The sequence below is a fragment of the Alkalinema sp. FACHB-956 genome (assembly GCF_014697025.1).
In the GTDB taxonomy this organism is placed as follows: domain Bacteria; phylum Cyanobacteriota; class Cyanobacteriia; order Leptolyngbyales; family Leptolyngbyaceae; genus Alkalinema.
In genome coordinates this window covers 82,396-105,692 of sequence record NZ_JACJRC010000012.1, presented here as the reverse complement: position 1 = coordinate 105,692, position 23,297 = coordinate 82,396, and the positions used below count along the sequence as shown (strand labels likewise).

The following is a 23,297-nucleotide window of genomic DNA, read 5'->3' as shown; positions in this document are numbered from 1 at the left end:
TTCCCAGTTAATGTCTTCACTGTTGGCATTTGTATCCGCAGTAAGCGGCATGATGCGAGCACAACGTCTCGTTGTCAGATTAGGTCACGCTGGCTTTGTAGCTGAAGACAAGACCGATGTTGTTGAGAATCGATCGATCGCCATTGATCACAAACCGCCAATCCGAACCTCGACTGCTGATACTCAGACCATTGGTTAGCAACAACTTCCCATCCTTGAGCATCAGGTTTTTATCGCCATTCAACATCATGCTTATCGCCCCCGGTTCCACGAGATCATAGCTAGCAAAAATTCCCGTAATCTTGCTGCTGCTCATGTTGGGGAAGAGATCACGGCTCATGGGTAGGATTAACTCATCCCCTTCACCCTCTAAAAACGCGGCCCATTCATCAGGAAACTCCTGGGCCACATCCAAGAACCGCGCCGTGGGATAGGGTTTCAGCAATCCCTTCACAGCACTGGCAAACACCTGTCCCCCCTGTTCCGCCATGTATTTCAGATTAATCACCACATCCCGCAGTGCAGCGATGTTATAACTGTTTTTCTTACCATTTAATTCCAATCGCCAAGTCGAAACCGCCCCCGTATTTTCAAAGGGCAAATAGCGATCGTCATCAAAGCGCAACTCAAACAAACCATTGTTCTTTTCATTCTCATCCACATGGGACAGGGCAATTTGCTGGCTTGCCTTCCAGCCACTCCGCAGAGACTCCGGTGGCTGCCCCTTCGGATCAAGCAGATACTTCACCGCTTTGGGGTCAGGTTCCAGCACCGTCTTATGGGTTAGCTGGGTCAGGGTCGCTAGGATGGGTTGGGCATTGTCGCCAAAGTCAAAGGACAGCGAAATGGTGCGAATCTGGCGGCAATAGTGCCCCGGAAAATCGTAATCAAACAGGCTTTCCGTTAGGGCAAATTCGCAAACGCCTTTCGTCTTCAGTCGCAGCAGCGCCACCGGGTCAAGGTCAAGCAGAGAAATATTTTGGGTAATTTCAAACCCCCGACGATTGCTGTCAATGTAGGCTTTTTCCATGCGGTCTAAATCAAAGGCCAAGCTATCGCCAGACATCAAGCCTTTGCGTTGACTATCCCAATAGGAACCACTGATAAAATTAGCCTCGCTTTCCTTCATGCCCCGCTCAAACTGGAAGGCTTTTTCAGCCGCTTTGGCCATGTCAAAGGCCATTTGATAGGTCTGGTAATACAACCCTGATAGACGGCTAGCCATCCACTGATAAAGCTGGGCATTGGCAAACTTATCGCGCATGAAAGTGCTAATGGATTCGTTCTGGGCGATTTGCTGATCCAGAATGACCAATTCCCGCTCTGCCATTTTTTCCTGGAGCTTTGCCCCTTGGATTTGCAGCCCCAGTTGAATGATTTCGCTGTCAGCCATCGCCTTTTGCAGTTTCCAGTCCTCCTTCGATCGCTCGTGCTGAGCAAAAATTCCGATCGCGTCACCAATCATGCTAATGCCATCCCCAGAGGTTTCCAGAGCTTCCGAAATCTTGCTAATCGACTCACCCCAGCTTTTGCCACCGGTAGTGGTACCAAAGCAGAAAGGCCCAATGTGAAACTCAGGCGTGCCATAGACGATCGCTCCCGCAATTTTGAGAACCCCTGATGCGGTCATCAACCCAGATCCCAAAATCATCATGGCAGCTTGCGCTGATTCCAGCTCCGTTAATCCCCCATCGATCCATTCTTGGTACTTGTTGGCTTGGTGGGTGGTGGACGTGAGGCTTTCTTCCAGCGCCTGCCGACTGTATTTGGCTTCCTCGATCTGCTCCACTTTGGTCGCACGGGTGAGATTGAGGATGATGCCTTCCTGGCGATTTTGCAGCAGGCTCAGTTCTTCAGCATCTTTCTTTTCCAGGGCTGACAGCAGATCATTGCCAAACTGACTCAGTTTTTGCGCCAATTCCTGGGCCTTCCGCAGCATGAACTCAAAGCGGTAGTGGGGCACCGGCACATTCAGACCCGCGATCGCGCTACTGAGGCCCGCTCCCGTAGCCACCGCCCGCACCAAGGCCATCGGATCGATCGGCGGTTCAAATAAAGGTAACGGTTGGCTAATGCCCAGAATGTTCAAACAATGGCGAATCTTGTAGAGGCGATCTTCCACCCGCTCCCAATAGTCCAGCAGTACCGTATTTTCGGGCACAAAGAAATAGGGATGGAGCACACTGGCATGGGGCGTTGTCCCTACTTCGGTCTCAAGGGGATACACCAGGAAGTCATAGTCCCGATCGCCTTCGGTTAAATTCTTCAACGTTAACCGAATCGGCGGTTGATTTTGGCTTGGTTGATTTTGGCTTGGTTGATTTCGGGTGGGTTGATCTGCGGCTTGCTCTCCATGGGATTGGCTTAACTGTTGTTGAATCAATTGGTCATCCCGTTGCGGCCCTGCATCTGCGCGCAATTGGTCATACTTTTGATCCTCCGACAGTAGCTTGCTACCGAGATTTTCTGGCTTCTCACCCAACAAATCGTAGGCCAGAATATAGAGCATCCGCGCTTCATTGATGCTTTCCTGGGTGTATTGCTGAAACAGCATATCGCCCCAGTCCAGCAGGTTATCCAGATAGGCCATGACGATCGCTTTGCGGTAGGCCATCGGTCGCAGGGCCGCGATCGCGTGGGGGTCAAAGGGATCGGTTAAATAGGCATCAATTAACGCCTGGTCAACCGCCTCGCTCGGCGGGCGATCGGGCTGGTTAAAGGGCAGAAACTTCCAGAACGGAAAGACTCCCGTCGGGTCATAAATATACTCATACCACCGCTTTGCGGATTCAAACTGTTGCCCTAAATTCAGCGCCTGGGCAATCAGGAACGGCGCATGGAAAAAGATCTCCCAGTAATACATACCATTGGCACTAGAGAAGTCCAAGTGCAAACTGCTGGGTAATTTCTCTTCCTTGACTTTGCCCCGCCAGACTTTAATCGTAGTCGCTATCTCCCCTGGGGGAATCGAGGTGTCTGTCAACTTGAAGGCAGGCGTATCATCAATTTGCTGCGTCGCCAGACTGAGTAACCTCGACAGCCCTCCCACAAAAAATTCTTGATTAAGGCGATAGGCAACACTAGTGGTCAGGCGGACAATTTCATAGGTGACATTGTCCAGTTCAAAAGGCTGAGCACTGGTGTCATCCTGGATAGTGTATTTGATGTAGCGATCGCCCTGGAACAAGTACAAGTCCTGGGATTCGCCCTCACCATCCACCTGCAACGCACCATCCACACCCGCCAGTAGCTCCCTGGGCAGGTTCCCCCAATTACGGCGAATCGGATTGAGCTTAGGCGGTCTGGTTAATTCCTGAATTTCGCCATTCTGGAGATCGCTTAGGCGGAAATAGTGATCTCCTGCAAACAAATAGGTTTTTCCAGCCAGGGTGAATGCAGCATCAATGCGAGGCCGATTCCAGGTAAATTTTTTGGGGTAGCCACGATCGACAAAATTACTCAGGGCCGCATCCAGCGTTGGGTTTGCATTCAGTTGTGTCGAGATCGTATAGCGGAAAATCTGATCGCCACTGGTTAAAAACAGGTAATTACCGCTGGCATCGCCTTTGACAAATGCTGCATCCACAATACCCTGCGCAGCAATATTATTTCGGACTCGTCCCCAAGTTGAGCGGGTGGCTACGGGGTTGGATAAAGCACCCGTTGCAGGATTATTCGCTTGGACATATGTTTGATTACTATTGTCAAAGTAATAAATCGTGCTTCGGCTACCCGTTGGCGTCAACGTTTGCAGGAGTGGTTGCATTTTGTCCCATTGGGGAAACTTTTCGTCATTGGTTTTTAGCTTTTTGGGATAGCCTGCATCGGGGTAGTTCTCCCGCTGCACACCATAGCGATTCCCCGAATAGACGACATACTCATCACCACTAAATAAGTAGGTTTTGCTCCCATCGCAAAATACTGCATCAATTTGTCCAGTACGGGCAATGTTGTCACCGATCTTGCCCCATTTTTCCTCATTGAGTTGGCCATTCCAAGCCGCGATCGCCGCCACAAGAGACTGCACTGAAAGATTCGCTTTGGGCAGCACCATATATTCATTCTGCCGGAACAGGTAGACATTACTGTCAGTATGCGCTCCCGCAAAGGCCCCATGAATGCTATGCGTGACCGTCACCTCCTCCCTGGCAACGGAGACCTCGCCTTTATCATTTCTGATCGATCGTAGGGTGATTAATTTTTGTCCGGCGAACAGGTAGACCACACCGTCCAATTCAAAACCCGCTGACCATTCCGTCTTATCCTCTGAGAGAGCCGTTAACTGCCGACTGGAGAGATCGTACTTGTAGTTATTCCGAGTGCTCGTGAAGAAATAGACCTCTGATCCCTTATTGTAAGATGCAATCACTCGGTCATTTCTGAGAGTATTTTGTTCAGCAGCATTTTTGCTATTGGCATTAAATCCCAAATCAATCAAGAGATCTAGAAAGTTATGGGGCTTGGGCGCACCATTGATCAAACTATAGTCAGCCCCAGTGGTGTATTTGACATACTGAAAACGATTGAACAGGTAGGTAGTCGCAGTGGCCCCCGAGCCCACGATAAAGGCCCCATCCACTGAGGGCGCACCGGAGTCCTCTGCGGGCGCTCTAAAATCTTTAATAAATGCTGACTTGGTTACACTGCCCCAATCGTCTTTGATAGATCGCTCCGTGGACGAGCCAGAGACCAGATAGGTTTTTGTTGTGTTGTTAAAGAAGTAGACTTTTTGATCTTTTGCTTGAAACACAGCATCAATCTGAGTCCAACTGGGTAGATTCCGACCTGGGAAATAGGGGTGATCGGCGATCGGTTTGGGATAGCCTTCATCAACCCATTCGTAGGACCTCGATCCACCGTTATTGGAGTAAATAACGTACTGATTGCCACTAAATAAATAGGTCGTTTGAACGTCTCGATATCTTGGGATAGCAATGTCCTGGGGAATTTCTAGCAGTCGTTGTGCGTCTTTATGGACGTAGGCTGCGTTGATGATGCCTGTTCTTTCAATAGTGTTGTCTACTTTGCCCCATGTATTCGCGATCGGCGTTTCTGCAGAAAAGGTAGAGGCGGTGGAAAACGTATCGGCGGCCACGTAGGTTTGGGGCGTACGACGGCGACTATTGGATCGATCGTTCTTAAAGAAGAAGGTTTTGCGAGTGGTGCCGCGTGGGGGTAACTGTACCGCTGCGTCAATCATGGGCCACTTCGGTAACCCATCAGTATTGCTGGGAATGGACTTAGGCCACAGATCCCCGCCCAAAACGCCGATATCTGGCTTACAGAGGAAACTCCCTCCCTTATAGTCAAAACTAAACCAGGGCGCTTCCGTCGATTGATCGCCGGTGTTCAAGGTCACCATCTGATCCGCAGGAATATCTGGTTCATCAAAAATCGTTCGAAAAACGGTTCGGGCATTTTCAAAGGGATACTGCCCCCATAATTTGACCGTGTACAGTTCCGGCGTCAGGCTAAAGGTACGATAGCAGGCAACCGTTTTGGTTTTCCCGACTTCCGGTCGCAGCGGCTGATAACCCGTTAAGTCGGTGATGGCATCGATTACTGCCTTCTTGTTTTCTGGGGTCATGGCTCCATTCCAGAACCCCAGCAGCAAACCTTTGAGTTCACCGAGTTGGGCCTGTTTCGCTTCCGGGATTGCCGATTCTCGCAGATCGAGCGATCGCTGTTCTTGGTGATCAAAAGCACGGAAAATCAAGGCTCCGTTCGTATCTTTCCCGATCGCAAACAAGCGTTCTCCCGTTTCTGGCAAGGGTGTATCGACCAGAGAGGGATACAAATTCAAATCATATTCCGTGACAGGAACTTCATAGGTGCAACGAATAATAATATTTGCATGGTCTACATCGCTTCTATCAGCAAAGCCGCTCAGTTTATTGGATGTTTCCACCAATAATCCAACATTCTTGATGTCTTGAACATCGATTCCGGCTGGTATCTTAATTTCGATCTTTTCAGCGGTTTCATCTTTAGGCTGAAAGGTCTGGGGCGGAATCCATTCTTTGTTGAGGTTATAGAACGAGTAAAAGATGCGAAGAACATAGGTAGCAGACTGGGAATTGGCGCTAACGGTTTGGGTGTTGCCGCTGGTAGTGGTGGTGAGGGCAGTGGAATTAGTATTATTGGCGATCGCCTCTAGCTTCACCCAGAAGACAAATACGCGATTGAAGGCAAGGACAGGATAGACTTTATCTGCTTCAATCTGAGTATTCACCTTCAGCCAAGGCCCCCAAGTGGTTGCTTTACCACCACCTAAAAATTGCGCCATGCGGTAATAGTAGCGGCGCGGATCGGTTTTAGTCCGCCCAAACAGCACCAGACCTTTCGCCGACTCATTATTCATGTCCACATTCATGTCCACCGAGTCGTAGACATAGCCCCCGGCAATGGTGAGGCGAGACACTTCTGTGTACTCATCCAAATATTTTTGATAGGCTCGTTGCACGGCATCTTCAGTGATTTCGCCCTGCAAGAGATCGTCTTCTAAGGTTTTAAAGGCGGGGGTTTTAGTGTCTCGCAGTTCTGGGCGAATATAGTTTTCCGGATAGAGAAACACCTTGCGGTTAGCTTCCCACACCCGATAATTTTTCATCCATTGCCAATAGGTTTTGAGGGTGCGCTTAGTCCCTTCAGGATCGTTTGGAGTAATCTTTTCTAGATTGACAAAATAGCGGTGGAAATAAAGCTGGGCCGCCGCGATCGCTTCGCCGATTCTGGATGCCTTGCCACAACTGCCCATTTCTACATCAATTAGCAATTGCTCATACAACTCCCGCTCGTTTTCCACCTCCGCATCCTGGGAGATCACATAGGGCACAAGCGCATCGCGTTTAATGACATTGAGTTCATCGTGCAATTGCTGGGCGATCTGGAGCCACTCATTATTTGACATAATTCAACCTGACAACGTGTAGATAAGTATGAACGGATGACTAAAAATCAATAATTCCGCAATGAGTTATTCAGCGGTAAAAGCTATGCACTATGAATTAAGGCCAAACAGCGATACAACGCATCGGCTACATCTTGTAAATTGACTTCCGCCACATTCGATGAATACCGCTTCAGCCAAACAGTGGTGTAGAGTTGGCGGGGTGCAATCCCCATCTTGTTCGCCAGGGTGAAAATGTCGTAGAGCCGGAGAATGAGTTCCAATTTGAACTGAATTTCAAACAGCGTGTCATCGGTTAAGAAGGCATTCTTGCGTTTCAGCCATTTCACCTCTTCGAGATCCCACTCAAACAGACTCGCCAATGCAGCGTAGGGATCGGCCACCGGCCCCGTTTCGGGATGCAGGAAATCCAGTAAGGTTTGCTCTCCGCTACTGTGGCCGTCCTGGAGTTGTTTAAACCGGGTGATGATGTACAGATCATTGAGCAGATAATCCGACCAATGGCCCCAGCGGTATTTCACTTTTTGGGGATAGATGACATCGATCGCTTGATAGGTTGCATCGGAATAGCGCACATAATCCTGCCTGGTTTCACTAGTTTCACTATTCTTCAACAGATAGGTCTTGCCCTCAAAGACAAATCCCCCGGTAATGGCTGGCTGATCAGCAATCGCAGTCTCAAACGCCATTGGCAAATTGCCCCAATTGTCCTGGATGGATTTGGGAAATCCTTCATCCACCGTGGCTTGATCGGGGTGGGTGTAGCGAATGTATTGCGTGCCTTTGAAAGCGTACAAACTCCCGTTGGGTGAGATAAAGGCCGCATCCAGGGGAACTCGGCTGGGATCGGCGGGATCGATCGAGACAAACTGGTTATCCACCTTGCCCCAAAAGGTCGCGATCGACTGCGAGCCTGTCTGGTCAGATTGTAAATAGTCCTTGTCCTTGAAGACGTAGAGCTTGCCATCCTTGCCCTTCAGCACCGCATCAATGCCGTACTGGAAGGTATTCGGCAGATGCCCCATGCCCAGTTCCTGGGTCAGGATGGTGGCCAGGGATTTGGGATAGCCATCATCCACATAGGCATGGGCCTCATCCTGGGTGTAGGTATCATCGCTGTAGCGCACCCCTTGATCGCCGGAGAAGAGGAACGTCTGGCCACTGGATTCCAGGAACAGAGCCGCATCCACTCTATGGCGTTGGGCAATGTTGTTTTTGAGCCGACCCAGACGGCTGAGGGGATAGCTGGCCGTGAGGCTCTGGGAAACGACGTACCAGCGATCGCCCAGTAACAACGCCAGGGTGCGATCGTGGGCCAGCACCGCCAAGACCACCCGTCCATCATCTCGGCTTTGCGGGGCCAGGAGATCTTCAAAACTTTCCGGCAAATTCTGAAAACCGGCTTCTTTGCGCAAATTGATCGCAATGGTTTTGGGATAGCCCTCGTCCACGTAACGGTAATCCTTGCCGGAATAGCGAATGTACTGATCGCCGGAGAATAAATAAGTCAATTGGTTCTGGTAGACAAAGGCTGCATCAACCCGATTGCCCTGGGGATGATCCGTAAAGTTATTGCGCACTTTGCCCCAACGTTGATTAATCGGTGCGGGGGACGTAAAAGGTTGAGGGCCCGAAACAACCGCGCTCCCACAGGAGACATAGTAGTTCTCTGCAAAGAAGTAGGTCTTCCCATCCCGTCCGGTGAAGGCCGTTTTCACCCGCCGGAAGCTGTCATTGTTAAAGGGAATGTCCCGCCAAATACGAGAGAGCGGTTTGGGGTATGTCCATTGCCCCGGATCGACATCGTATTGGATATAACGCTGCCCACAGATGAGAAACAGATTTTCCCCTTCCGACAGCACCGCATCGATCGTCTTAAAGTCTTCGTCCACGTATTCGCTAGGAATTTCCCAGAAGCTGCGATCGCCCAGTTTGGGAAAGCCTGCATCCGGTTGGCGATAGTCGGCGCTGGAGTAGCAAACGTAGCGAGCATTGCCCAGGGCATCAGCGGGTTCAAACAGGTAGGTTTTGCCATCTTTGACAAAGGCAAGGGAAACGCGGGTCAGGCCGCCCCAATGGTCTTTGATCGATCGGGGTAATTGTTCAATCTGGGCGTAGAAATCCTGGGAATTGGCTGGGGAATTCGCCCCATAGACCACGAACTGATCGCCACTGAACAGGTAGGTTTTGCCATCTAGCCCCACAAAGGCCGCATCCACGGTGTTGTGGGTATCGATATTGTTATTGATGCGGCCCCATTCTTCCGCCAGGGGATAGGCCCGATTCAGGGACAGGTTAAAGCAAGTCGAGCCTTGGAACAGATAGGTATTGCGATCGCGCCCATGCAGTACCGCCTGAAGCCCAGTTTTGAACGTATCCGGTACCTGCCGCAAACAGGGTGGCAGTGCTGGCGTTTTACCTGTCGCCATCCCTTCTAGGCTACTGTGGCGCTGCCAGCCTTCCCCATTCGCCAGATAGATCGTGCCTTCCTCAACCAAGGCACAACTCACCCCCGCCAAACCTAGATCGCCATAGTCTTGGTACAGACTTTCGGAGATGACATAGCATTGCCCCCCCTTAAACAGGTAAATCTGACGGCGATCGGCAAAGGCGGCATCAATGCCATCGGCCAGTTTGGCCAAGGTGCCCGCATCCAGATTTTTGAAACGCGGTTCCTGACGCAGCGACGTGGCAATGGTTTTGGGATAACCTTCATCGACGTTATGCTCGCTGTACTGATAGTTGTGCTGATCTTTCTCGCTGATGGAGTAGCGAAAATATTGCTGACCGGAAAACAGATAGGTATGGGCCATCGTTTGCATCTGGCCTGCCCCATCGAGTTCATGGGAATCCACCAGCAACACTGCATCAACCCGACCCGTTTTGGCAATGTTATTGGTGGTGTAGCCCCAATAGCGATGGGTTTTGTTGGGGGAGCGATCGTCGGGACGGCTATAGTCATGCCCGGAATATTGGATAAATTCCGTCCCGGAAAACAGATAGGTTTTGCCATCCTTGCCCACAAAGGCTGCGTCCACCCGCTGGTTTGGAAACGGTAGACTCCAGGCCGTGGATAGGTTTTGGGGTTCTGACCACCAGCGTTGTTGTTGGTCAAAGTAGATAAAGCGATCGCCGGAAAACAGGTAGATTTTGTCATCCGATGTATTGAAGACAGCATCCACCATTGAAAAGTCGCCGCCTTCCTCCACCAAGCTGAAGGGCAGGTTCCACCAGTTATCGTTGGGGGGCTTGGGATAGCCGGGATCTACCTGGCTGTAGGTGTGGGTGGAATAGCGCACGTAGACGATATTATTCGGATCAGCCGCTGTGCCAAATAAATAGGTTTTGCCATCCAGAATAAACGCATGGTGAACTCGGTTTAGCCCGCCCCAATCCTGGTCGATCGTGCGGGGGAAGCCATCATCCACCTGGGTATAGTCCGCGCCGGAATAGCGCACATACTGGTCGCCACTAAACAGATAGGTTTTGCCATCCAGCCCCACAAAGGCCGCATCCACCGTCCCCTCGGTTCCTAGGACATTGCGCACTCGGCCCCAGGTTTGTCGGACAAGCTGCTCCGTGGGTTCTTGCGAATTGGCAGGATATTGCCGAACCGTTCCCCCTTTAAATAAATAAACGGTTCCATCCTTGGCCTTAAACGCCGCCTCCACCCCGTCCACAAATTCCGCTGGCAGATTGGGAAAATGGTTGCGCAGACGTTTTGGGAAGCCTTCCTGAACCATGGCCTGAGGGTTTTCTAGGCTGTCCTGGTAGGCGATGACTTGATCCCCAGCGAAGAGGAAGACCTGAGGGCCATCTATGTAGGCCGCATCAATCTTGCTAAGGCTTGCAAAGTTATTTCTGACTTTGCCCCAGGTTTGGTGAATGGGCTTCTCAACAGCGTCTGACTCCAAACAGAGATAGGACTGGTCTTTGAACCAGTAGGTTTTGCCGTTGGCCGTTTGGAATGAGGCATCGATCGATGTCTGAAACGCTTTGGGCAACGCCTTGGGCACGATCGCGGAAGCATCACCGCCTGCCTCTCCCTGGTAAGCTTCCCGTAACCAGTGGCGATCGATTTTGAGCGGATAGCCTTCATCGACGAAGGTGTAGTTCTCCCCGGAGTAGCGGATGTATTGATCGCCAGAAAACAGGTAGGTGCGTCCATCCCGATCCTGGAACGTCGCATCCACCCGCTGGGGATCGTCAAAGTTATTGGCCACCTTGCCCCAGATTTTTGCGGGAGGGTTAGCGGACTGTCCGGGTTGTCCAGACCCGTCAGGCTGGGCGGCCCCCGGCTGCACCCAACGCTCTTGGACCCAACGATCGTGGCCCTTGGTGTTGCGATAGGTGATACCCTGGGCAATCAACACCCGATCGCCATTAGGTGCGGTAAAGGCTGCATCGACCTTAGGGATTTCGGCCAACAGCGGCGACAGGGTGCTCAGAGGTTGGGCTTTGGGGCGTTCTAGGGGGCTACCTTCCGGGGGCAGCAGTTGGTAGTTCTTCGCGGAATAGCGCCAATACTGATTCCCCGTGAAGAGATAGATCACGCCAGTCCCATCGGCCAGTTGCGTTTCCAGCAGCGCGTCTATCCGATCGACGCCGGGGGGAAGGGCCAATTTTTCGGGGAATTTTTCGACTAAGCTTTGATCCTGCCAGACGATCGCTGTTTCCGTTGCGTTGAGTCCCAGTTTGGCTGCGATCGCGGCAAATTGTCCAATGCGGCGATAGGCAAAATTAAAGCGGTTGTCCGCCGGTTCCACCGTAATCCGATCCTGGATGTCCACGATCGCAAGAATCGGGACAAGGAAGCTTTCCACGATATTGCCGTCAGAGCTTCCGGCAATATGCCCATCAGCATTCCCGCCAGTATCCCCAGAAGTAGTTGCCAGGGTACTACTGGAGCTGTGTAAAACTTGTTGACAGAGGATTTGTAAAATGTCCGCATCCACCCCAAACTGATCCTGGAGAGCCTCCAATAAGGTGATGGATTGGGCTTCGGCGAGACTTTGAAATTTCGCCGCGATCGTCTGCACATCACCATCGATCACTTTGGCGATCGTGTGCAGAGCAAAAAAGATATCTTTGTTGTAATCTTCAAAGCCTTCCAGCGTAAACTCTAGAGCATTGTCGATGCGGAGGAAATAGCTAATTTTGTCCTGAACCAAATAGGTGCGATCGTAGAGATACCCCGAAGATTGCAGAACATCGATCAGTTCTTCCTGCTCCTCCCAATCAAAATCCAATTCCTCCAAGACTTGCAGGCTCAACTGATACTTTTTCGCGGTGGCAACAATACGCTGAATGGCGCTAAAAATAATCTCGGTATCATTGCTGCTAAACGGAGCCGACAGGACAAACTGGCCTAAGTTATCAGAATCTAGGAAGAAATTTTCACCTTCCTCTTCCAAGCGTTTGCCCTGGAGCCGTCCATTGCGGAGGTAGTCGGGTTCCAGATGCCGGTAGACCTGGTTCGCAGCAATTTCATCAGCGATCGTGACAAACAGATCTCGGTTCAGGGTGTAGAACGTGGCTTTGAACTCCCGAACCAATCCCTGAATGGCTTGGAGGATACGGCGACGATGGGGATAGAAGGCAAGGGCCAAGTTGAAGGTTTGCACTGTGGTGGTGAGCAGTGCTTCCTTATTCAGGATTAAGTAATTGGCACTGAGATAGCCATTGAAGACGAGGTTCTCCATCAGGTCATCAATCTCAAACGGCTTCAGCGGCAGGTCAGCAAAAACCTGTTTATCCAGTGTGAGTTCCGCTCGGTGAAACCGCTGCATTTGCGCCAGAATCAGGTTAAAGATGCGGGGGGCATCCTGAGCTAGGCCAATGTTCACCTGAAACCCTTCTAAGTTCTCTTCATCAACAAAGAAATCCGTTTGGAGAACGTTCCCTTCTTCATCAATGTAGCCGTTGAAGATTAAGGTATCGTAGAGTTCATTCCGTTCCAGTTCCGACAGATCCGTTAAGACTTCAAAATCCGATGGGTAAATCGCTAGTTCTACCGCTGTATTAGACGATCGAGCCTCCGCTGGTTGCAGCAATTCATCCATTACCGCTGTTATTCCATCATCGTCGTCTAGCTCATTTTCAGATTCATCGATCTCAGCCTCCGTCTCACCCTCTTCAAAAGCGTCATCTCCCGGTTCGATCGAAGCTTCCGCCGCCTCAACTTGGATGGCTTCCGTGAGCAAGTCATGGATAATCAGGAACACATCATCCCGATGGGCGCTGAAATCCGTCTCCAGTTGAAATTGCTCAACCGTTGTCGGAAACCGATCTTCCCGCAGAAGTCCTTCGGTGCTGATGTAGTCCTTGAAAATTAGATGACTGAAAATGGTCTCAAGCCATTTGGCCTCTAGCCCTAGCTCGGTAAAGTCCGCTGGTTGAATCCGTTCTAGCCGCGTTAAGGCCCGGTAAGCGGCTTTTTCCACCCGCTGCGACTCATATTTCACCAACCGCCGATCCTGGCTCGCCACCAACCCGCTCTCCGGCTCAACAAAGGTCTGGTAAATGATCCGAGCGGTGCGTCGATCGATCGCCTCCGCCTCACTGGCCTCCTCCGTATCTGAAACAAAGATCTCTGCGCTAAACATCACGGACTGAAACTGCTGATACAGCGTATTCAGAAACGCAATTTTTTGTTGCCGACTGACCGTGGCCTCTGCCTCAGTTTGGTAAGCATGGGTTAACCATTGCTTGAGTTCTCCCGTGCTGATATCGTGGGCTTGCAGCCATTGGGCGATCGCTCCGAGCAGTTGCACGAGCCACATGGACGCTGCCACATCGTTTCCAGCAATAATCCGGTAGCAATCCAGTTCCTGGGGTGCAGTAGGGATCAGGAGATTAAAGGCACTGGCAACGCGAATGGCGGGATCTTTCTCTAGGATATCAAACAGGTTGAAGAAATCTTCGTAGGTGAGATCGAACATTTCCGCCAGTTGACTCAGCCGGAATAACAACGAGAGGGCAGACCGATCGATCGGGGCTTGGGCATCTAGCAGAGAGGTTTCCGCACTGGCTTGTCCTGCACTGGCCTGTTTCGCATGATCCCTGAATTTGGTAACCACTAGAATCAACTGGGCTTCGCTCATGCCCAGCGCTTGAGCCACCCGCTGCCGATAGGCTTTGTTATTAACAGCCAGGATATCATCTGGGTCAGCTAAAAGTGTGTAGTCTTTTTTATAGCTGGCGGGAACAAAGGCAGACCCGCGCAGATAGCTGCGATCGATCTGCGCCCATTTGCCGTTAAACACCCGATTAAACAAATCGGCGGGTTCGTCAGCATCACCTATTCCCAGGTTATTCATGGGGCTGAACAAACTACAGGCAACATCTACCGCAATTTCGTAGCGATCGCAGAAGGATTTGATCACCGCCATTTTCTGGATCGCCACGCCATCTAAATCGCCTTGACCGGACTTAGACTGACAACAGGTGCGCAAGATTAAGTCCAAGTCTGTCAAGGAAAGCCCAGTTTTGTGATGCAGGCGGATGAGGCGTTGGACTCGATCGAACCATGCATTGGGAATCAATGTAGTCGTTGGATTCTGAGTCGTTGGATTCTCTGTTTTCCAAACAATGGATTCTTCTTGATCATCGAGGACAGCATAGCCTTGCAATCCGTGATTAATAAAAAAGTCAGCGGCTCTGGTACGCTCCGTTTTCACCGTAGAATTCACAGTAACATTCACGATCGCATTCACGGTAGAATTCGCAGCAGGAGAATTCGCAGCAGGAGAATTCGCAGCCGCGTTCGTAGATGAAGTCTCCAAGGATGTTGCTGTTTCACTCAGATTTTGATAGAGCAGTTCCCGTAACTCCACCCGAGACAACTGGGTTGCCGCCAGAAAATCCGCCACCCGTGACGTTGACGAGGTCTGATCTTGAGAGGAAGGTGTGATTTTTAAATATTGCGTTAAGTCTGCGATCGCCCAACTTTTCGTAATGGCATCAAATTCTTCCGTTGAAAGGTTCAGATATTCTCGACCAATGACAACGGGATTCCAGTCTAAACTAAACGCTTTATAGAGAGATTCGGAGGAAACATTTAAATAATGGAGAAATTTCTTAATTCGTTCATTCTCAAAGTTAAAGGGAAACTGCAATGGGTATTGCTGCTGCTTCAACTGCGTATAAACAGCATCACCGATCCGTTTCTCCAAAATATTATTGACAATATCGAGGTAGGGAACTGCGGTAAAAGCATTTTCTGTATTTAACAATATCTCCTCAATATCACTCCGACGTTGATGCAGTCCTTTCACCTGCGACGGAGAAGGTACTGGCAATCGATCGTCTAGCAGCTGGAGTAGATCGACGAGATAGGCAGCAGGGGAGAGCACCGATCGACCATCTTCTCCTTTGGTAAAATCTAGACTTCCAAAGATGTCTTCATAGCTGGGCAAGTTTGAATTAGCAGCCATAGCATCCTCATATTGGGTTGTGATGGAGTAGACGTGCAGGGCATCAACACCAAACAAAATTAATCTAGCCCTGACATAAAACCAGCCCTGACATCAAAAATGGGCAAGGTGGGCAATGATCGTGATTCAACTAGTTAATTCAGCTAGTGATTCAGCTAATAATTCAATTAGCAATTTAGCCAACACTCAAATTAGTGATTCACTTAGGCAAACCATAGAGAACCGTAGCAAAAGCAAACTGTAGTAAAACAAACCGTAGTAAAACAAAACTCAACAAAAGCAAACCGTAGCAAACCGTGGAGCTAATCATCCGCAGCAAACAGAGTTCTTTTCTATTTCTCTGTAGGCTCAGTATCAAAGAGAAGCTTTAGCGTATCAAATGCTACTTTGATCCTCTTCCTAGGAACTAAATACAAGAGAAAACGATCGAACGTTTTTCAACATTAGAGATTTGAGGGAATAGAATAGACACCTTCAAGGCACTTTAAAATGTCCTCAAAGCCAACAGCCTAAAAAGGCAAAAAAGCAGGAAAATTATCCTAAAATCGTTTGTTTTGCAGTTTCTCAATCCTTTTTATTCAAATTTGATTTCCAATCTTGATTGCAGCCTAATCTCAACCCCAGTCCTTGACCACATCTCCTTATCTGTGGACTTTTGAGCTTTCACGTTTAGACTCACTGGTGAGCATCCATCAGCATTAGCTAATAGAACACTGCATCACAATTAATAGCTTGTCAAGGCCCGTACTTTACATACAAGATACTAGTACTGACTTCTTGGATTTTCGGGAAATTAAGATAAAGCTTAATGCTTCTTCAAAATTCTTTTAACCACATCGGTTGTTAAGAATTAAACTGCTTTTTTCAATTCTTAATTCTTAATTGAGTTATTAATTCTTGATAGTTGAATAATCAGATCAACCGACACTTAATTACTTGATAGTTATACAACTGAAAAACATTGGATGGCACGATCGACTTGATATATTTCTGTAGCGACGATCACTCAAACCATTCCTTTATACATTAGCAAACGCGGGTGCATATCTAATCATTCCGGAACAGGCTGCAAGGCTATTGGGCTGAAGTTCCACAACCATGAAGACCTCTTCTGGAACCTCATACTCACATTGCAAATGCTTCAAGCTTGCAGTAGCAAAGCCAAAGCGCTGATAAAACTGCGGATTTCCCAATACCACGATCGCGTCATACCCCTGCTGGCGACATTGCTCCAAGCCAGCCTGGATTAATTGGGAGCCAATGCCTCGGCGTTGCAACGCTGGCAGAACGGCGATCGGCCCCAAACCTGCAATTTTGATGGGATTAACCAGCGGTGGGGAGATCGTTGGAGTAATGGTCACTGGACTGAACAAAAGATGCCCGACGATCGCCCCAACGTCCAGTGGTTCGGGATCTGCAACCGGAGCAATTGCCACCAAGGAAATCATATCCAGATTGCTATCCCGCAATGCCTCCACCAAATCCGCTTCCTGCGATCGACCAAAGGCTAACTCATTCACTTGGCGAATGGCTGCATAGTCGTCAGGCTGCTCTGCGCGAATCTTCATAGCATTCATGGAATTAATACTTTCCTCAGCTTACAAGGTTCGATCGTAGATCAGCCGAACTTACTCACAAGCCCGCGTCCTGCTGTTCTTCGCGATCGGCATCACTGAAGGCCAACGCTTCGAAATCCCCCTCCCGAAACCGCGCCATATTGCGGGACATCGCCTTAAATGCAGCTTGGGTTCCGGCGGGACTCGCAGCATAGGTGATGGCTTGATCTGCTTTCATTCCCAAATTACTAGCCGTGGTAATGGCGTCTTGGTTAGCCCCGAGGAAAACAAATTCCCAGTTGTAAACATCACTTTGGTGCCGAATCATTTGGTTGATTTGCAGCGCAGAAAATTGCTGGCTGGCGTTTTCTTCGCCATCGGTCAGGATCACGAAAATCACATGGCTAGGCCGATCTGACTCTGCCATGGCTGCCAAGCGGCTACCCGTTTCGTTGATCGTGCGCCCGATCGCGTCTAGCAGCGCAGTCGAGCTCCGGGGAACAAAGGTTTGATCGTTCAGTTCAGGGGCTTGGTACAGCGGAATCGCCCGATAGACCACTTCATACACATCATCAAACTGCGCCAGGGTAATGGTGGCTTGCCCCGGAACTTGTTTTTGCTGCTCCAGAAAAGCATTAAAGCCCCCGATCGTGTCCGCTTTGATACTTTGCATGGAACCGGAGCGATCGAGAACGATGTTGATATCGGTGTAGTGGGGTTTCATCGGCGGACCTATGGTGAGGAGTATAGACACTGTTATAGACACTCAAAGCGAAGTTATGCAAAAATCTTGTACTACAATCTTGTACTACAATCTTGTACAACAGCTGTCCGCATTCTAAGAAAAATACCCGGCTTGAACTGACATAGTACAATAGCTCTATTCAGTTCCTCCTGCCCGCCATGGCCTTCGACAACCTCTGCAAACTCCTCTCCGAAAAATACCCCGATCGCTTCGCCACCTGGCTTCTTGGCCAACCCGTCACTCCCCTCAAAGTCCTCAAAACTGAACTCAGCATCGAACCCATCCGCGCAGACTCCATCACCTTCCTGCAAACCCAAGACCGCATTCTCCACCTCGAATTCCAAGTCAAACTCGACTCCGACCCACCCCTGCCCCTCCGCATGTTGGACTACTGGGTCAGACTCCATCGCCTCTATCGCCTCCCCATCACCCAAATCCTCGTTTGCCTCCTCCCACCCCCACCCGGCACCCCGATCGCCGACACCTTCGAACTCGAAAACACCCGCCACCAATACCAAGTCGTCTGCCTATGGGAACAAGATCCCACCCCACTCCTCAACGACATCGCCCTCCTCCCCCTCGCGCCCCTCGCCGCTACCACGAATCCAGAACAACTCCTTACCAGCATCGCCCAGCAAATCAATAGGATAGAATCAACTCAACAACGACAAGAAGTCTCCAGCTACACCCAAATCCTCGCAGGACTAAAATTCCGTCAACCCCTCATTCAACAAATCTTTCGGGAGAGCCTTATGCGTGAATCCGTCATTTATCAAGAAATCCTGCAAGAAGGGCTACAGGAAGGCCGCCAACAAGGGCTACAACAAGGGCTACAACAAGGGCTTGAGGAAGGCCGCCGAGCCGAAGGCATTGCCCTCGTCCTGCGGCAACTGACCCGACGCTTTGGTGAACTCGACGAATCCACCCGATCGCGCATTGCAGACCTTCCCTTAGCCACCATTGAAGACCTCAGCGAAGCCCTTCTCGACTTCGCCCAAGCCAACGACCTAGAAACCTGGCTCCAAACCCAGCCTCCTGCTCACTAAACCCAGCCTAATCCGCTGCAATCAACACTGAATTTGCGCCTTAAGCTTTCAAAACCAAATTAGTGAGCATGGTATTCATCTTGTTCACCGATTCAACATACTCATTGTGCGGAACAGACTCCGCAACAATGCCCGCCCCCGCGTTGAAGTGAATTAGATCGCCGTACTGGTATACCGATCGAATCGCGATCGCAAAATCAGCCAGACCTTGGCTATTCACCCAACCAATGCCCCCTGCATAAATCCCGCGTGGCTCCGTTTCCAGGCGATCGATCCATTCCAGGGCACTTTGTTTATCAATGCCAGACACCGTAATTCCAGGGAACAGGACTTTCAACGCATCCCAGAGGGTTTTGTCATCGCGTAATTGTCCGCCCACCCGCGAAGACAAATGCTGCACACAGCGATATTGCTTGACTTGCATAAAATCAAACACTCGCACCGTATCCAGATCACAAAACTGCGAAATTTCGTCCTGGGCTAACCAAATGGACAATGCATGTTCTTTCACTTCCTTCGCATCGGTGAACAGTTCTTGGTAGAGCTGCTCATCTTCCGCCAAATCCGTTGCACGGGGACGGGTTCCCGCTAAGGGATTGGTAATGACAACGTTATTGCGATCGACCGTCATCAGAATTTCTGGACTAAACCCGACAGCACTCACATCGTCCAATCGGAAGCAGTAGGAACGGGCAGAATTATTGCTCTCATACCCTAAGCAATAGGTTCCCAAGACATCCATTTCTCCGGCAACCGTCACCGATCGCGACAAAATAGCCTTGTGTAAATGCCCCGCTTGGATGGCTTCAATCAGTTGGCTCACTTGGGTTTGGTATTGTGCCCGATCGCTAAAATCTACCGTTGGGGGCGTGGCTGTATATTGCCGTAGGGGAACCTCGATCGACAGCGCTTCCAGAATTTTAGTCAGAGACTTCACACTGCGGATATGCACCCCCTTAGGCGTTAAATGCAATTCCGTTTCTGGGATCAGCAGATGGAGCAACGGCTGCTGAATCGCTTTCTGGTAGGAAGAGTAAAACCGAGCCATGTCAAAACCCACATAGCCATAGGCTGTCCAATCTTCCACAGGCAACATTGCTAGAATCGCCTCCACCTGTTTGAATGGATCGGTAGAAATCGACTGAGTTTGTCGCTCTCCCATCAGATTAACCATCACAGTATCAGTACCTACTGTAATGCTGCAGAGAGCATTTCCCGCAATCCGAACTTCGCGATCGCTGTGATAGAGAACGTAATCAGAAAAGAGGCCAATATCTAAGAGGTTTTGGAGGAGCGATTGAGCATTTTTTTGAACCGGAACAAACAATTCGTGGTAGACGATCGTAGGACTAGCAACTTGAAACATAACAAAACCCCTCAATAAATCAAACTAAATACGTTTTTTAGGGAAAAGAATTGCGTCTGGGATCAGGTTGGGTGCTGACTTAAAGCTTTCCGACTTAATACCTTGCGATTCACTTTGCCGGTAGATGTGCGGGGAAGCTGATCGAGAAAATGAATCCTGCGGGGTGCTTTGAAATGGGGCAGGTGGGTCTTGACCCATTGGCAAAGATTTTTTTCCAGGCGAGGCGACGCTTGAAACCCTACTTTGAGGCTGACATAGGCTGTAATCTGAGTTAGCGTTTCATCGGTGGCAAATTCCGGCACGATCGCCGCATCTAAAACGCCTTCATGCTGGAGCAACACATCTTCAATTTCAAAGGGCGATACCCACATCCCATTGACCTTGAAAAAGTCATTATTGCGCCCCATAAACCAGAAATAGCCATCTGCGTCCCTGAGATATTGATCCCCCGTCCGCATGGTGAAGCCGTACAATGCCTCACGGGTCGCTTGCAGCCGATTCCAGTAGCCCAACATCAAACTCTCGCCCGTTACTTGCAAAGCTCCGATCTCCCCAGGTGCAGTGGGCAATCCCTGGGCATCGACAACCTGCACGTCATACCCCGGAATCGGACGCCCTGAACTGCCAGGACGACATTCCCCAGGCCGATTAGATAGAAAAATATGCAGCAATTCTGTGGTACCAATACCTTCACAAATTTCCAGCCCATAGCGATCGCGCCATTGCGACCAGAGGGTTTTGGGAAGTTGTTCGGCAGCGGACACACACAGCCGTAGCGAGGCTGGGTCAAGGGGTTCCAAGTCATGCAGGGCCAATATTCCCGCGTACACCCCCGGAATCCCAAAGAACACCGTTGGGCGATAGGTGTGAATATCCGCAATCACATCAAAAGCATTAACTGCATCAGACAGAACAGAGGATGCTCCCACAGCCATGGTCATATAGAGTGTATTGCCCAAACCATAGGCAAAGGGCATTTTCGCAACGGAATAGACAATATCGTCCTCCCGTAAGTTCAATACCGCTTTGCCATAGGCGTCGGCACAAATCACCATACTCTGATGCAGATGCACCACCCCTTTGGGATGTCCGGTGCTGCCAGAGGTGTATAGCCAAAAGGCCGGTTCTTCCCGATCGGTTTCTACCCACGCCAGGGAGTTATCCTGTTGCTCCAGTTGCGTCATAAAGGATTGCACCCCATCGACGGTCAGCACATGCTGGAGGCTAGGGGATTGCAGGGGAGACAGTGTCGTTTGCCAAGCCTGCGTGGTCAGCAAGACTTTAGCACGGGAATTTTGCAGGATATATTGAATCTCAGCAACGCTACAGGCAGTATTCATGGGAATGGGAATAATCCCCGCCCAAATTGCTCCCCAAAATGCAAAGACAAATTCTGGCGTATCCGGTAACAAAATTGCAAGCCGTTGCTCTCGTTCCAATCCTAGGTTACTCAACAGCCTCGCCGATCGACGCGCTGCTTGGTGTACCTGTCCATAGGTATAGGCAGCATCCCGAGCGTAAAACGCCACCTTATCAGCTCGATTTTTCGCTAAATTCAGTTCAAGAAAATGCGCTGCTACATTGAATGTCTTGGGTAAGCTGGCTGAAGGACTCTCCATTCCCTTTCCTGGTAAAGTTCACTAATCCTGTACGATGGTTGGCTGGTTGTTGATGGCACTTCTGTAGCACCTCTGATTAAGATCCTGTGTCTGATGAAGATCCTGATTGAACACCTGATTGAACACCTGATTGAACATTTGAAGTCGCGATCGTCGCCATTCGGCACAGGGTTCCCACCGTAACATCCTGCCGACTGCCCAATTTCACTTCAATTCCCAGCCTACGTTTCAATTCCAACGCCAGCCGCACCGTTTCCACAGAATCTAAGCCAAGGTGGGCTTGAAGTAAGGTATCTTCCTGTACGTCGTCCGCAATACCTAACTCAGCAAAAATTTCTTTAACTTGTTCTACCACTGGTTCTAATCCTGGTTCTAGCACTGTTCTGCTCTCTCCCAAAAGCTCCTAAAAAATCAACGCTGCTTTGCCAGATTGTTCAATCATGCAAGCTTAATACAATATCTAGATCTAGCTAGATTTAGATTTGTAGTGATTTAGATTTGATGCATTAGGGGATGTCGGTAGACTACGCCTTCAAAATATGTGTCAAACAAGGCACAACTGAAGTCAGTCTGATTAGATCAATCTGGTTAGATCAGCCTGATTAGGTCAGTCTTAAGCTCGCCCAATTTTCTGAGGCAACTTTTTCTAGTTAATTGAGAATAATTTCTGATAACTTACAAAGAGCTTATTACATAAACTTCACTTTTGGCAAGAATTCTCGAATCTTCTCTTGCCGGGTTTATTTCGGAATCAACAAATCATCCACTAATGACAACAATCTCAACGACTAATCCTTGGTTCACTTGTCCCTTACCCAATCCCCAGGCCCCTTTACGGCTTTTTTGCTTGCCCTATGCGGGGGGAAGTGCCCTCAATTTTCGATCGTGGGTTAACCAACTCCCGACGACGATCGAAGTCTGCCCGATCGAGTTACCCGGACGGGGATTGCGCCTACAGGAACCTGCTTTCGATCAACTGCAACCCTTGGTACAAGCAATTGGTGAAGCTTTGTTACCCACCTTCGATCGGCCTTTTATCCTCTTTGGGCATAGCATGGGAGGGCTAATTGGATTTGAATTAGCGCGGTGGTTGCGGCGGCAGGGGGCGCGATCGCCCGCCCACCTATTGATTTCTGGGCGACAGGCTCCCCAGATTGCCGCCACGATGCCCCTGCGCTACAACCTACCGGAACCCGAGTTCCTCGCAGCACTGCATCGGCTCAATGGCACGCCCCAGGCAATTTTGGAACATCCAGAATTAATGCAATTACTACTGCCAACCCTGCGAGCTGATTTTTCGGTGGTCGAAACCAGTGTTTACACCCCAGAGCCTCCCTTGGATTGTCCCATCACGGTTTTCGGCGGTTGGGACGATCCCGAAACAAGCCTAGCAGGATTGCAAGCTTGGCGAGTTCAGACCCAGCAATCCTTTCGTTTAGAACTCTTGCCAGGGGATCACTTTTTTCTCCATTCCGCCCAATCCCAGTTACTCACCTTGATTCGCCAGATCCTCAGCCCAACCCTGAAAGCCTGATAAATAGACAGGTCTAGCGATCTTTTCCCCTAAATGCCATCGCCACTTGGCCACCCGGATACCCAAAATTTGCGGCTGACTCTTTC

At 49.9% G+C, this 23,297-nt stretch carries 9 protein-coding genes; 2 read left to right on the top strand and 7 right to left on the bottom strand.

Translation table 11 applies throughout. From position 1 onward, the window contains the following. Nucleotides 1-79 precede the first annotated feature (79 nt). From H6G21_RS14365 to H6G21_RS14350, 4 genes are all read right to left on the bottom strand, one after another. Nucleotides 80-6,910 carry a neuraminidase-like domain-containing protein gene (locus H6G21_RS14365; RefSeq protein ID WP_190574115.1) on the bottom strand — a complete coding sequence of 2,277 codons (6,831 nt, stop codon included), beginning with the start codon at nucleotides 6,908-6,910 and terminating at the stop codon, nucleotides 80-82. Between the two features lie 83 nt (nucleotides 6,911-6,993). Further along, on the bottom strand, nucleotides 6,994-15,345 hold the full coding sequence (locus H6G21_RS14360) for a hemopexin repeat-containing protein (RefSeq protein WP_190574114.1): 8,352 nt from the start codon (nucleotides 15,343-15,345) through the stop codon (nucleotides 6,994-6,996). A gap of 1,019 nt (nucleotides 15,346-16,364) precedes the next feature. Beyond that, nucleotides 16,365-16,922 carry an N-acetyltransferase gene (locus H6G21_RS14355; RefSeq protein ID WP_199307221.1) on the bottom strand — a complete coding sequence of 186 codons (558 nt, stop codon included), beginning with the start codon at nucleotides 16,920-16,922 and terminating at the stop codon, nucleotides 16,365-16,367. Between the two features lie 55 nt (nucleotides 16,923-16,977). Next, nucleotides 16,978-17,625: a vWA domain-containing protein gene (locus H6G21_RS14350; protein ID WP_190574113.1), complete on the bottom strand. Its 648-nt coding sequence runs from the start codon at nucleotides 17,623-17,625 to the stop codon at nucleotides 16,978-16,980. Nucleotides 17,626-17,804: 179 nt separating this feature from the next. Between H6G21_RS14350 and H6G21_RS14345 the strand changes: the two genes are divergently transcribed. Further along, a complete protein-coding gene (locus tag H6G21_RS14345; protein ID WP_190574112.1) occupies nucleotides 17,805-18,692 on the top strand; it encodes a DUF4351 domain-containing protein in 888 nt (295 codons plus the stop codon). A 40-nt stretch (nucleotides 18,693-18,732) separates the two neighbouring features. On the opposite strand, the gene H6G21_RS14340 is transcribed toward H6G21_RS14345, so the two are convergent. The 3 genes from H6G21_RS14340 to H6G21_RS14330 all read right to left on the bottom strand — a co-directional run bounded on the left by H6G21_RS14340 (nucleotide 18,733) and on the right by H6G21_RS14330 (nucleotide 22,032). Then, nucleotides 18,733-20,058: a salicylate synthase gene (locus H6G21_RS14340; protein WP_190574111.1), complete on the bottom strand. Its 1,326-nt coding sequence runs from the start codon at nucleotides 20,056-20,058 to the stop codon at nucleotides 18,733-18,735. Nucleotides 20,059-20,120: 62 nt separating this feature from the next. Next, nucleotides 20,121-21,677: a benzoate-CoA ligase family protein gene (locus H6G21_RS14335; RefSeq protein ID WP_190574110.1), complete on the bottom strand. Its 1,557-nt coding sequence runs from the start codon at nucleotides 21,675-21,677 to the stop codon at nucleotides 20,121-20,123. A 76-nt stretch (nucleotides 21,678-21,753) separates the two neighbouring features. Then, a complete protein-coding gene (locus H6G21_RS14330) occupies nucleotides 21,754-22,032 on the bottom strand; it encodes an acyl carrier protein (RefSeq protein WP_347278022.1) in 279 nt (92 codons plus the stop codon). Between the two features lie 414 nt (nucleotides 22,033-22,446). Here H6G21_RS14330 and H6G21_RS14325 point away from each other — a divergent pair, with 414 nt between their 5' ends. After that, nucleotides 22,447-23,211: a thioesterase II family protein gene (locus H6G21_RS14325; protein ID WP_190574108.1), complete on the top strand. Its 765-nt coding sequence runs from the start codon at nucleotides 22,447-22,449 to the stop codon at nucleotides 23,209-23,211. Nucleotides 23,212-23,297: the final 86 nt, after the last annotated feature.

What these genes read in the sequence shown, in the direction of transcription:
- H6G21_RS14355 (WP_199307221.1), bottom strand. Translation starts at nt 16,922, where the DNA reads ATGAATGCTATGAAGATTCGCGCAGAGCAGCCTGACGACTATGCAGCC.
- H6G21_RS14360 (WP_190574114.1), bottom strand. Translation starts at nt 15,345, where the DNA reads ATGGCTGCTAATTCAAACTTGCCCAGCTATGAAGACATCTTTGGAAGT.
- H6G21_RS14325 (WP_190574108.1), top strand. Translation starts at nt 22,447, where the DNA reads ATGACAACAATCTCAACGACTAATCCTTGGTTCACTTGTCCCTTACCC.
- H6G21_RS14350 (WP_190574113.1), bottom strand. Translation starts at nt 17,625, where the DNA reads ATGAAACCCCACTACACCGATATCAACATCGTTCTCGATCGCTCCGGT.
- H6G21_RS14340 (WP_190574111.1), bottom strand. Translation starts at nt 20,058, where the DNA reads ATGTTTCAAGTTGCTAGTCCTACGATCGTCTACCACGAATTGTTTGTT.
- H6G21_RS14345 (WP_190574112.1), top strand. Translation starts at nt 17,805, where the DNA reads ATGGCCTTCGACAACCTCTGCAAACTCCTCTCCGAAAAATACCCCGAT.
- H6G21_RS14365 (WP_190574115.1), bottom strand. Translation starts at nt 6,910, where the DNA reads ATGTCAAATAATGAGTGGCTCCAGATCGCCCAGCAATTGCACGATGAA.
- H6G21_RS14335 (WP_190574110.1), bottom strand. Translation starts at nt 21,677, where the DNA reads ATGGAGAGTCCTTCAGCCAGCTTACCCAAGACATTCAATGTAGCAGCG.